Annotated in this window: 12 protein-coding genes; 10 read left to right on the top strand and 2 right to left on the bottom strand. The window is 62.5% G+C overall.

The features are described 5' to 3' along the window. The first annotated feature begins 68 nt into the window (after positions 1–68). The 6 genes from ASD76_RS12630 to ASD76_RS18850 are packed head-to-tail and all read left to right on the top strand — an operon-like array spanning position 69 to position 2,318. On the top strand, positions 69–254 hold the full coding sequence (locus ASD76_RS12630) for a helix-turn-helix domain-containing protein (RefSeq protein ID WP_055923432.1): 186 nt from the start codon (positions 69–71) through the stop codon (positions 252–254). 3 nt (positions 255–257) lie between these two features. After that, positions 258–446, top strand: coding sequence for a hypothetical protein (locus tag ASD76_RS18475; protein WP_162249673.1), 189 nt, complete (start codon positions 258–260; stop codon positions 444–446). Beyond that, a complete protein-coding gene (locus ASD76_RS12625) occupies positions 439–642 on the top strand; it encodes a hypothetical protein (protein WP_055923429.1) in 204 nt (67 codons plus the stop codon). The genes ASD76_RS18475 and ASD76_RS12625 overlap by 8 nt, the downstream gene beginning before the upstream one ends. Continuing rightward, the gene (locus ASD76_RS12620) at positions 639–1,514 is read left to right on the top strand and encodes a hypothetical protein (RefSeq protein ID WP_156457715.1); all 876 of its coding nucleotides are present in this window, start codon (positions 639–641) and stop codon (positions 1,512–1,514) included. Before ASD76_RS12625 ends, ASD76_RS12620 begins: the two co-directional genes overlap by 4 nt. A 2-nt stretch (positions 1,515–1,516) precedes the next feature. Further along, positions 1,517–2,212: a hypothetical protein gene (locus ASD76_RS12615; RefSeq protein WP_235506718.1), complete on the top strand. Its 696-nt coding sequence runs from the start codon at positions 1,517–1,519 to the stop codon at positions 2,210–2,212. Next, complete coding sequence (locus ASD76_RS18850; protein ID WP_414826692.1) at positions 2,115–2,318, top strand: HGGxSTG domain-containing protein; 204 nt, start codon at positions 2,115–2,117, stop codon at positions 2,316–2,318. Before ASD76_RS12615 ends, ASD76_RS18850 begins: the two co-directional genes overlap by 98 nt. Positions 2,319–2,502: 184 nt before the next feature. Here the strand turns inward: ASD76_RS18850 and ASD76_RS12610 are convergent, their stop codons facing one another. Further along, positions 2,503–3,324: a TonB family protein gene (locus ASD76_RS12610; RefSeq protein ID WP_055923426.1), complete on the bottom strand. Its 822-nt coding sequence runs from the start codon at positions 3,322–3,324 to the stop codon at positions 2,503–2,505. 414 nt (positions 3,325–3,738) lie between these two features. Between ASD76_RS12610 and ASD76_RS12605 the strand changes: the two genes are divergently transcribed. Then, a complete protein-coding gene (locus tag ASD76_RS12605; protein WP_156457714.1) occupies positions 3,739–4,035 on the top strand; it encodes a hypothetical protein in 297 nt (98 codons plus the stop codon). A 126-nt stretch (positions 4,036–4,161) separates the two neighbouring features. Here the strand turns inward: ASD76_RS12605 and ASD76_RS12600 are convergent, their stop codons facing one another. Then, positions 4,162–8,595: an autotransporter outer membrane beta-barrel domain-containing protein gene (locus ASD76_RS12600; RefSeq protein ID WP_162249672.1), complete on the bottom strand. Its 4,434-nt coding sequence runs from the start codon at positions 8,593–8,595 to the stop codon at positions 4,162–4,164. Between the two features lie 698 nt (positions 8,596–9,293). On the opposite strand from ASD76_RS12600, the gene ASD76_RS12595 reads away from it, so the two are divergent. From ASD76_RS12595 to ASD76_RS12585, 3 genes are read left to right on the top strand one after another with little or no spacing between them, the layout of a single operon-like run. Next, entirely contained in the window at positions 9,294–10,214 is a 921-nt protein-coding gene (locus ASD76_RS12595) for a transporter (RefSeq protein ID WP_055923416.1), read from the top strand. Positions 10,215–10,245: 31 nt separating this feature from the next. Then, positions 10,246–10,851: a hypothetical protein gene (locus ASD76_RS12590; RefSeq protein WP_200943099.1), complete on the top strand. Its 606-nt coding sequence runs from the start codon at positions 10,246–10,248 to the stop codon at positions 10,849–10,851. A gap of 9 nt (positions 10,852–10,860) precedes the next feature. Continuing rightward, complete coding sequence (locus ASD76_RS12585) at positions 10,861–12,192, top strand: Dyp-type peroxidase (RefSeq protein ID WP_055923413.1); 1,332 nt, start codon at positions 10,861–10,863, stop codon at positions 12,190–12,192. Positions 12,193–12,198 lie beyond the last annotated feature (6 nt).

Raw genomic sequence — 12,198 nt, 5'->3', positions numbered from 1 at the left:
GCCAGCTGATTAGCGGCATGTCCCTGCGTGGCCGCACTTGTCGCGGCGGACAGCAAGGGACAACTCCCATGACAAAAGCATACGGCACCTTGCCCGAGGCCGTGCAGTTTTCGGGCATGTCGCGCACCTCGATCTATGAAGCGTTGAAGCGCGGCGATCTAAAGGCTCGCAAGGCCGGGCGGCGCACGTTGATCTCGTTTGCCGACCTCGAAGCCTATCTGGCCAGCCTCCCGACCTATCAGGCGGGAGCATGAGCGATGACAGCACAAATGCGAAACGCCGGGGTGCAGCCCGGCGTCTCACGCAATCAACTTGGCGGCTGGTTGCATTACCCCTCTACCGGATCGGACTGGCGGGCGCAAATGCTTGCGGCCCGCTTCTTCCTGTCGCCTTGGATGGCGCAGGATATGGCGCGGCTCTGCTTTGGGGAGGGCTGCCATGACTGACAGGCCCTTTCCCGATCACCGACAGGCGGCGCTTGCGTTGCTGAACGGCAATCACCGGCTCAGCCGCAAGGCCGGGCAATTCCTTGGCCAGCTTGCCGTCGATCCCACGCCCATGAGCGAAGCGCAGGCCGGCTGGCTGCGCAAGTTGCTGGAGCGTGCTGGCTTGCCCCTCATGGCAGAGGGAGGCGCGGCATGAGCACCCATCCCGATGCACCGGGGCACAGGAATGTGGAAACCTCCATTGCCGCTGCCGCCATGCCCAAGCTGCGAAACTGCGCCCGGCGTGGCGGTGCTTTGAAACTTCACCGGGGAGCGGCTTTTGGTGAAGTTTCAATTGCACCGCTCCAGCCGCAATCGCTCGCAAATCCGCCGATTGTCCGAACTGGCACGACGCTTGCGATTAGTTACTTTACCTCTGGTGTGGCAGCCCTTTCCGCTGGAGGCACCGGCAGAGGGGGCGCGCGCAACCACGCCGACCGTGAGAGCCATGCCCTGACAGCCGCTCAGGTTGGCAATCTCAAGGCCGCTGAGCGCCATGCCGTAAAAATCGGGCTGCCGTTCAACCGCATGATCTCGGTTCACTGGCAGGCCGCTGGAGTGCATTTGGCGGGCATGGCGAAGGCGACCGGGCGCTTTACCGACCTCATGGCGAAGGCGCTCGCCCGGCATGGCAGCGGCGCGGCATGGCTATGGACCCATGAAAATGTGCCCGCCAACGGCCATAACAAAGGCGGACACTGTCACTTGTTGGCTCATGTGCCGGCCGATCTCGTTCCCGTCGTTACGGCTCTGCAACGGGGCTGGCTTCGCCGGATCACCGGGCAACCATACCGGGCGCGCGTGATCCACAGCAAACCGATTGGCGGTCGCCTGGGGCTGGAGACAGGTAATCCCGATCTCCACGCCGTCAATCTGGAGGCCGCGCTTGCTTACGTCCTGAAAGGGTCAAGCTCTGAGGCCGCGTCCCAATTCGCCCTGGAGCGGATAGTGCCGGGAGGGCGCGTGATCGGCAAGCGTTGCGGCACCTCTCAAAACATCGGCGCGAAGGCGCGAAAGGCAGAGGACTGACAATGGCAAAAAGGGCGAAGGCCAATCCCGGCGATGGACTGGTGGCACGGGGCGAAACCGGCAAACTGGAAGTCGAAAAGCGGGCGGACGAAAAGGTCGGGCGGACGCTGGCCCGGATCACGCTGGACCCGCAAACCCGCAACGCCAATCTGGCCATGTCGTTCGGTTCGCAAATGTTTGGCGACCAATTCAAGCCGGACATTGCGGAAAGCAGCGCCGTGCTGGCGGAGGAGATTCAGCGGGCCATGAAAGGCGACCTGTCATTGGCCAGCCGCATCTATACCTCGCAAGCGATCTCGCTGGATGCCGTCTTTACCGACATGGCACGGCGCTCAGGCAACAACATGGGCCAATATCCCGACGCTGCCGACAGATACATGCGACTGGCGCTCAAGGCACAAGCTGCCTGCCGTTCCACGCTGGAGGCACTGGCAAGGCTGCACCAGCCGCGCGAGCAAACGGTGCGGCATGTGCATGTCAATGAGGGTGGGCAGGCCGTCATTGCCGATCAATTCCACCACCACACAGGGGCAGCCGAAAATGGCAAATCAATCAAACAATCCCATGCAACCGGCCCGCTTGGCACAAGCGCCGCGCTGCCTGGCCCGGACCCGTTCGGGAACGGAGTGCCAATCCCCGGCAGTAAGGGGTCGGAAAAGGTGTCGTATGCACGGCGGAACGAATGCCGGTCCACCTAAGGGGAACATGCATGCCCGCAAGCACGGTGGATATTCCGCGAAGACCAAAGCGGCCGCCCGCTACATCATAGGGATTGCGCGGATCGTTCGGGAAATGGATGGGTGAGCACAAATAGCGGACGGTCTGCTTTCGACCCATCGCGGACATCCGACTGGTATAACTGAAGTGCAACTTCGAGGCGGGCGCCCGGGCGCCTGGATGGCGAAGATGAGGTGCAGAGGCGCGATGGGGAAGGTCTCAAACGGACGCTCCGCACCGAGGCTGAGCTGCGAGAGTGTGCGGCACGATCTCAGCGCAGGCGCCTCGCCGAACCTGCAGGGGCTGTGAATAGCTGGAACCGGAAATTCGCCACAAAGTAGCTCGGCATGGGTTGCCCGGCGGCATCGAGTGCGGGCTCGAACTTGCCCTTTTCCATCAGGATACGACACGCGGCACTGTTGAAGCTGTCCGCCCCGGCTCGCTGCACTTGGCAGCTGGTCGGCTTTCCGGCAGCGTCGAGCAACAAACGAACTGTATTGAATCCTCCCCGGCGACGCTGTCGTTCGTCGACGGGAAAGTCCGCCGGGGTAACCCAAGTCTGCGGATCTTCGGCCGGAACGGCCGGCCGCGTAAGCGTGCGATGCCGCTCCACGTCGACACCCCAATGCGTCAAAAGCTCGTCCATGCATGCTTGCATGGCCTGGATGGGCGGAACCATCGGCCCAAGGTCGAGAGTGAAGTCCTTGGTAAAGCCTTCCGTGACCATGAGCCCTTCGAGCTTGCGAGCTGCCTCGAGCTCATCGGCGCGCCGGTATAGCGTCGTAGCGGCCTGTTGAAACTCGTCGGCATCGCCGAACGATACAGCCGCGATACCGAGCCGAACCGGCCCGATGCCGAAATAGTCACGTCCGTCCTCAAGCTCGCCCTGGAATTGCCGCGCTTCGAATTGCACGGCCCCGGGCGCGAACTGGAACTTGGTCGTGAACTCGCGCGGAGCCCGGCGGAGCTCGCTGGATGCCAAGGCCATCTCAACGGTGTCGCTCGGCTGAAATCTCTCAAGCGAGAGCGTGATAATCTCGTCGCCGTAGGCAAAATCGCGCGTGAGCTGGCAGCTGTCCTCGGCGTAGTTCATCGCCCAGGCACTAGCTCCTACAAAGACACGGGGCTCCTTGGCCCGCACTGGGTTGGAGCATATGATTGTCGCCGCGATTACTGCGGGCACCAGATGAAATACTCTTGGCATTTCACGTTTCTCCCAATTTCACAGTATCGCAGCGCCTAACTTATCTCAAGCCGGCCCATTCATGCCAAAGGTTGAAGACGGTAGTCTCGTAACCGCGTCCGCCTAATCCCTCGCCTTTCGGAAGTTGCCCGGCAAAACGATGAGCCTAGCAATGTCCGCTTTCCACCCATGTCGGTCGTTCCGACTGGCAAAAGGGCAAATCGGGCACTCGTTCCAAAGCGGACCGTCTCCAAACGACCCATTGCGGCCCTTCGACAGGCTGCTAGGCTTGGACGTATGACCTGGAGGGACGCAATTTACGCGATGTCCGATTTGGACGGGTTCATGGAGTCGCGCGACCCTTTCTACGTTCCCGACCTGATTCACGAGCGCGTAGCGTTCGTTGGTTCTGCGTCTTTATTTGCTGCCCCGATCATCATGCCAATTCTTCTGGGCCGCGCCCCGGCGAGTGTGATGCCAAGCTTTGTAATGGTCCTGTTCGCTGGGCTTGCGCTAGTTGGCGGGCTGCGATCTCGAGCGTATCGTTTGAAGAGGATGCGGGTGGTGGCCGAGCTTCGCGCCGGCGGGGCAAAGCATCTCGAAAAGCAAGAGGCACCATAACGTCCGCTTTCCACCCTTTGCGGCCATTCCTCCCCCAATGGCCTCGGCCCGTTAGCCGACGTTCCGCTTTGAGGTTCCCCGCAGCCTATGCTGAATGACTGCAAAGGGTGGAAAGCGGACGTTCAGTTACCAATTGTAGCGAACTCCGATCTTCGCGTCGTAAGCTTTACTGTGTCCGTCGAAGGTGGAGTTGTAGCTACCCGCTCCAAAGAGAGTGGTATTGCGGTCGAGATGCCAGCTCACTCCGGCGTCAATTTCCCACCAGGTGCGGGGAAGCTCGGCTTCGAACGCGAGGAAGCCCGTCTCGGTCGAGAACTCGGTCTTGAGGTGTCCCGTGAACTCGTGCCACAAGTTCACCCGGATCCAACCCAGCTCCTCGCCAATGTTATTGAGCCTGGCGCCGATGCGCCCCGCAAGAGAGTTGAGATCGCGGAAACGGATGGTGGAGGCGACATCGCTCATGTCGTCGAGCGACAAGGTCTGGTAGATCAACTGCGCCTGGGGTTCGAGCCGCCAATCCTCGTCGATCTCGATCGGGTACCCACCCTCGAGAGATGCGGCCAGGCTAAATCCGTCAGTTCTAACCTCCGGGAGACGTCGCGGCCGGACGTGGATATTGAGCCACGTCGCCTGCACGATGGCATCGAGATATTCCCCACCTTCCTCAAAGTGAGTCCAATAGGCACCCAGGGTGCCATTCTTCATGGTCGCCGTGCCGCCAGCGAACTCCTGGTCCAGTATCTGGTGAGTGACACGGGAGTCGGCTTCTCCGTAAACCCCATAGATCCCCGCATGGTCGCGATCGCCATCGTCGTCTTCGGCACGGTAGATATCGATCCCGCCCTGAAATGCCCAGCTGTCCATCTTGTAGCTGGGACCTGTTCCGTAGATGCCTCGGTCGGTGTGATGCCGGACGTCCTTCGCGATGAAGCGACCCCACACGCCATTGGGGTTTTCGTCGTCATTCAGTTCCGGATCGCCGCGCAACTGCTCTTCATCTCCCACTCGTTCGTGGAGAGTGTCGAGGATACCCCGTCCATAGACGAGCGCGGCCGTCGGTAAGGCCGTTATGAGAGAAACCTCCTCGCGATAATTCGGCGTTGGCCGGGGAGGCGGCGTCGGCGTCGGCGTCGGTGTCGGCGTCGGCGTTGGTGTCGGTGTCGGCGTCGGTGTCGGCGTCGGCGTTGGTGTCGGTGTCGGCGTTGGTGTCGGTGTGGGCGTTGGTGTCGGAGTGGGTGTCGGAGTGGGTGTCGGAGTGGGTGTCGGAGTGGGTGTCGGAGTGGGTGTCGGAGTGGGTGTCGGAGTTGGCGTCGGCGTTGGTGTCGGTGTGGGCGTTGGTGTCGGTGTGGGCGTCGGTGTCGGCGTTGGAGTGGGAGTGGGAGTGGGAGTTGGAGTTGGAGTTGGCGTAGGTGTCGGTGTTGGTGTCGGCGTAGGTGTAGGTGTAGGGCACGGCGGCGAGGGGGCGCCCGGGACGGAGCAATCGAGAGTGGACCGCAGGTACCAGCTGTCAGGCCCACTCGTGTCGACACTCCCCCGATACAGCAGGTACTCGTACGGTCCTGCTATCGCGGGGGCACCAAGCTGAAATGCCCCCGTCGCGGTCGTGCCGCCGTTGACGGCATCCACGACAAGAATGCCGTTTCCCGTTGTGACTGCACCGCGACCGGTCGTGTTTGTAATGCGAAGCGCGGTATTCCCCGTGCCGGTCCCGCCGTCGATAACCAATAGGTCGGAAGGGGAGCCGTCCAGGCCGAGATAAGTGTTGAGCCCGAGTACGCCTCCCTGCCCAATCCAGTTGACCACCGTCAGCGTCTTGTAGCTCGAAAGAAGCGTGGGATCACTCGCCGGAGCCAGGTACAAAATGCTGCTCAGGTTATTCGTGACGCTGGTGAGATTGGAGTTGCCGGTGAGATCCCATACGCTGCCCTGGTCCAGGACCAGATTGGACACGCTGCCGGACGCTGTCAGCGCCGAACCCGTCGCCCGCGAAGCTGTGAGGGTCACGTTCGCAAGACCGGGCAGCGCTGCCGGAGCCAGGGCAGCCGGCGACAGCCGTGCCGAAACGAGCGTCAGACCCGGATCCTGGTTTTCGCTCAACGGAGCTTGGGCATCGAGCGGAGCGAAATCATCCGACGTCGCAACCTGCAACCACTGCTCGTTTCCACCATCGGCAAGCGGAGTGCCCACTGTCGAGCGGAGAAAGACGATGTCGGCATTTCCGGCCGCGACAACAGTGGCTCCATTCGCGTTGGCGAGCTCGCTGTCGGCGAAGCTGGCGAGCGACGCGGGCCCGAAATCCCCGAGTACAAAAAGCGCGGCGGCGCCGGACCCCGTAGCGTCGATCGAGGCATCCGTTCCCGACAAGCGGGCTCCGTTCTGGACGACGGCGCCGTGCGCGAGCGCTCCACTTGTTTCGATCGACAACCCCGTCAGCGTGATCGAGGTCGGTTCGTCGCGGCCGTCGGGCACAACCGCATCGACGAAGTACCGCGACTGCACTCCGTAGGCACTCGGGCCGGACGTAACGACTTGTCCGTTCTGTGCCGTCAATTGTCCGCCACCAATGGCTCGCAGCCCGATAGCGTCGCTGCCCGATGTCGTGATTGAAATCCCGGCGAGGTCCATCGCTGCCGTGGCGATGTGGAAGTCCCGCGAGACGTACGCCCCATAGGCTCGCAGGCCTTCGGTAGTAACCACCAGGTCTGTGCCGGTGACATCGACAAGGAATTGCGCGCCTTCCTGGTCAATGCCCGCGTAAAGCCCGATCCCAAGAGCGCCCTCCGTGCTGATCGAATTGCCGTCGAGCGTGACGATCCCGCCATCGTCCGCGACCACGCCAAAGGCTTCTAGTCCGGTCACGAGAACCGAAGTGCCGGTAGAGTCGAGAAGGCCACCCGAATTGTAGGCGGTCATTCCATGGGCGCGCCGGGCACTTGCCGTGCCTGCATTCTCAGCGTCCCCCGAAGTGGTGATCGAACCCCCTGTCAGTGAGATGGTACTGCTTCCGCCCGAAACCGCTCCGTAGGATCGGCCAGCGCCCGTCGTCGCAATGACGACATTGGTCGCATCGACGGTGGAGGACCCAGCTTCCAAGGCGGCAGAATTGATTCCGCCCGTGCTGATCGATCCGCCACTCAACGTGGCGGTCGATTGATTCACCACGCGCACGCCTGGCGCTGTGGGACCGGTCGCCGTGATGGTGGTGTCAGTCGCGGAAAAGCTGGAACCAGTCCCGCCAAGCACGCCCACTGCGACGGCAGTCACAACCGCGGTCAGGCTGCTATCCGCGACACTGACCGTCGCACCGTTTTGAATGTCGATCGCATTCGCTGCCGCGTTACCTTGCGTACCACTCGTCGTAACCGTGATGTCGCTCGCATCTATGCGCGATCCCGCCCCGTCGGCGTGCAGGCCGTCTCCGCGACCCCCGGTGGTGGTAATCGTCACGCCGTCGAGGGTCATCGTACCACCGGTGCGGACGTCCGCCGCCGCCGCGTTGAGCACTTCTGAGCCGCCGCTTCCGGTCGTGTGAAGGGTGCCGCCGGTCAATTCGATGCGAGCGCCATCTTCGGCTCGGGCGGCGTTGGTCGCCGTTCCACCGGCACTGGCAGCGAGGTTCGTTCCGATGACGGAACTACCCGTTCCAGTAGCGAACAAGGTGTGACTGGCCCCAGCCGCCGTGCTGTAGGTGCCGTCCGTCAACTCAATCGCTGCCCCGGACTCGCTGCGCGCTGCGCTTGCCGTCGCGTTGGTTGTGTTGACCGTGAGCGATTGGCCTTCGATCCGTGAATTGGTGCCCGTAGCGAACAACGCATGGGCGTTGGCGGCACTGGTGGAAAGGCTGCTGGTAAACAGATCGATCGTTGCCCCGCTTTCGGCCCGTGCAGCGTTGGCAAAGGCTCCGGCCGTGGTGACGGTGATGTCTCGGCCCAAGATCGAGCTGCCGGTTCCGGTTGCGGTCAGGGCATAGCTGCTGGTGTTGGCGGGCACGCCGACCGCGGCACTCGTCGTGTTGGTCGTCGCGATCGTCGCACCTTGAGACAAGGAGATTGCGCCGCCGTTCTCCGCCCGCACGCCGAACGACGCGCGCGATGTGGTCGTGACAGAGCCCCCCGTAATCTCGATCCGGCTGTCTTGCCCTGACGCGAGCAGGCCATGGTTGAAGTAACTTACTGTCCCGCTGTTTCCGCCCAGCATCTGTATGCTTGACGTCGTCAAAGCGACGAAGCCGCCATCCGCGGCACGTATTGCGGTAAGGTTGTTCGCGGCGGTCGTGCCGTTTCCCAAGGTAAACGCGCTGTCGGTGACTCTTGCGAGGCTGCCCATACCCGTGACGACTGCCCCCGTTTGGCCGCTGATGGTCGTGGTTGCGGTCGAGGTGGTCTTGAGCGTGCTGTTAGTGACGGTGATGTCGGCGCCGGTCTGCAACCTCGCACCTGTCGCGTTCCCGGCCTGCAGGTTGATGGTTATGCCATCCGCCGTCACGTCTCCACTGGCGCCGCTATTCGAGAGGCCGGTGCCACCGGTAGTGGTTACTGTAATGATTGTGCCGCTCGGCACCGTGCATTCGAGATCGTTTACATTAAGAGTCGGACAAGTTTGCGCCTGTGTCGACCGAATGACGCACGCACTCGTCAGGCACCCCACCGCAAACGCGAGCGCGGAACTCCCTGCAAGTAAGTTGTAACTCGTTCCGGCGCACGATCTCGAGCAATTACCGACCCGCTCGAGCCCCGCTCGACCTGGTGAATTCACTGACATCTCAGCGAACTCCTCTCAAGTGTTTGCTATTTTTCGAAATACCGGGCGGCGTCTATGTCGCGCCATCAGGTAATCCCCCAACCAGCCGTGCCGATTGTACTCACTAGGCTATAAGGGTCTGGTCAGGACCGGCTGCTCAGAAATGGCCCTCACGAGCGTCCGCAATGGGTCGATTGCAGACGGTCCGCTTTGGAGCGGGCGTCAATTTGCGTTCAAGCCTGCCGGAATGACCGACATGGGTGGAAAGCGGACGCCCGAAGGTATCGCTTGTAGTACGGCGAATGGCCGCCATTCGCCCGACTGGGGCTGTTGAGTTCTTGCCATTTCTGACACGATCTCAGGTCTCTCCCGGATTGTGCGACGGGTAAACCCTAATGCCTTCCGGAATGAAGGCAGGTTAGGCCGTGCCTCGTGTCGCTAGTCGCGGCACTAGAGGAGAAAAGCGTTGGAGGCTTCCGCCGCACGGCTGGCTCCATTCCCGCAGTTCCGGTCCCACGGTGCGTAGCGTATGCGCTTGGCCGCTCCTGACCGCGGTGCTGTTCGCCACGCCGGTCATGGCGCAGGACGATGGTGCGCGGCTTTACATGCTTGCTCCCAAGGACACGACGATCGCCTCGGTCAGGGTCCATTCGCTCCACAGCAATGTCGGAACCGATACCGGGACCGTCTCGGACGATCCCAACTTGAACACGACGCTGGTGGTCTTCCAGTTCGTGCAGGAATTCGAAGTTGGCCGCCAGCAGCACATGGCGTTCCTGGTTGTCCCAGGGAGCCGGATTCACTCCGAAGTCGGGCTCGTCCCGGGCGGCCCTCCGGACTCGGTAACGGGGCTTGGCGACGTTCAATTGGGCTATGTCGTGGGTCTCTATGGAACGCCCTCGCTGCCGGCTGCGGACTATGCGGTGCATCCTCCAGGACTGGCGGTGAACCTGCTCGGCAAGCTGTTCCTGCCGACCGGCAAGTACAGCGATACGCGCACGACCAACATCGGAGCCAATCGCTTCGCGGTGCGCCTTGGCGTGCCGATCGTCTACGCCATCGGCAAGGGCATGGGCGATCCGTCGCTGACAACGATCGAGCTGATGCCGACCGTCACCTTTTATGGCTCGAACGACCGCCCCTACGGCGCGGAGCGGATGACCCAGGCTCCGCTGCTGATTGTCGAGGGCCATCTGACGCGCGGCTTGGCGAAAGGCTTTTGGGCTTCGCTGGACATGCTGTGGCGACGGGGCGGCGAAACCGAGGTCGATGGGGTGAAATCGGACAATTCGCAACAGGCCCTGTCGCTCGGTGTGACGGGTGTTGTTGCTCTTCCCCAAAGGTGGTCGCTGCGCCTGTCAGGCGGAGCTGTCGTCAGCCGCAACGAGCACGGCCCCAATGGCTGGATGGCGCGGGCCATCCTTGGGACTGCCTTCTGAACGCATGCAACTTCGGACCAGGAGAATGACAATGGCCACGATCGCCGAGAAGCCCAGTGTCTCGAACGCTCTACCGAAGGAGCAGGTCAAGGGCCGGCAATCGGCCATGGCCATTCCCCCCGGCGGATACTTCCCTGATCGCGTCGAACAGGGGCGGTTCGGGCCGGTGTTCCCGCAAACGCCGCTGAACTACGGCTTCACCATCATCGCCAGGATCAAGCCGGGGACCGAGGCCAACTTCTATGCCTACGCGGCCAATATCGAGAAGGCCGTCGCCGGCGCCCCCGACGTGCTCGACGTACTCAAGCTCCACACCCTCAAGTGGGTGCTCTTCGACATCGAGGGCGCGACCTACTTCATGTACCAGGGCGTGTTCGACACGGACTTCGACAAGTACACCGAAGATGCGGTGGCGATCTTTTCGAACACCGGCCTCGATACCGTATTCGAGAACCTCGAGGGGTTCCCGGCCGACTGGAAGTCCAACCCCGACGCATTCATCAATTTCGTGCGCGAACACCACCGGCCGAGCTTCATGGAATATGCCGAGTATTCCTATGTTTCGGCCAAGGAGGTGAAGAGCGCGCTGACGGTGAAGAATGGGCTCGCCGACGTCCTCGACAACATGCAGCTCTAGGGCGGCGGGATGCTCGAGCTCGGCGACATCCAGCACATCCTGCTTACGCGAACACCGGCGCTCACCGGCCGCTATGTGTTCCTGTCTTTCGCGGACGGAGACAGCGGCCGGGAATGGCTCAAGGAGATCCTGCCGATCGTGCAGTCGGCGGCTACGGTCGGGACGAGTGAGGAAGATCGGCGCTGGGTCACGGTCGCGTTTACTTGCAATGGCCTCAAAGCACTGGGCGTCGAAGCCGAAGCCCTGGACAGCTTTCCCGAAGCGTTTCGCCAGGGGATGGCGGCGCGGGCCGAAGTGCTCGGCGACACCGGGGCGAACAGCCCGGAGCACTGGGTGGATGGGACCGCGAGTTCGGGTCTGCACGCGATCGCGATCCTGTTCGCCCGCGATGACGAGGACCGGGGCCGCTGCGAGCGCGAGCACGAGGCGCTGCTGGATCGACTTCCTGGGGTCAGCGTCCTCTCGAGCTTGCACCTCGAGGCCACTCCGCCGTTCGACTATGCCCACGACCACTTCGGCTACCGCGACCGGCTTTCGCAGCCCGTGATCGAGGGGACCGAAGACATTCCCTACAACGGTTGCGGCGGACCTCTGAAGGCAGGCGAGTTCATCCTCGGCTATCCCGACGAGAGCGGCCAGCCCTATCCGATGCCGCAGCCGGAGATACTCTCTCGCAACGGTACCTACATGGCCTATCGCCGGCTCGAGGAGCATGTCGGCAAGTTTCGGGCTTTCCTCGCCGAACATGGGGAAACGCCCGACGAGCAGGAATTGATCGCGGCAAAGCTGATGGGCCGCTGGCGCAGCGGTGCCCCGCTGACGCTCGCGCCTGAGAAGGACGATCCCGAGCTCGGCGCCGACCTGCACCGGTGCAACGACTTCAACTACAAGACCGAGGACCCGCACGGCTACGCGGTACCGCTCGGCTCGCACATGCGGCGAATGAACCCGCGCGACACTGCGGCCAACATGAACCGGCGACGGATGATCCGGCGCGGCGCCACTTACGGCTCGCATCTGCCCGAGGGCCAAGCGGACGATGGCACTGAGCGGGGCATCGCCGCCTTCGTCATCTGCGCGAGCTTGGTCCGTCAGTTCGAGTTCGCCCAGAACGTCTGGGTCAACGACAAGAACTTCCACGAACTGGGCAACGAGCGTGACCCGATCATCGGCAACCAGGACGGCACGCTCGAATACAAGATCCCCAAGCGCCCGATCCGCAAGAAGATCACCGGCTTGCCGGCGTTCACCTCGGTGAGAGGCGGGGCCTACTTCTTCATGCCTGGGATCAAGGCGCTCCATTACCTGGCGCAGCTCGGGAACGCAGGCCCGCAACATTGACTGGAA

This window comes from Altererythrobacter sp. Root672 (assembly GCF_001427865.1).
Classification (GTDB): Bacteria; Pseudomonadota; Alphaproteobacteria; order Sphingomonadales; family Sphingomonadaceae; genus Croceibacterium_A.
The sequence above is the reverse complement of the archived record's forward strand: the minus strand, read 5'-3'. Positions and strand labels throughout refer to the sequence as shown.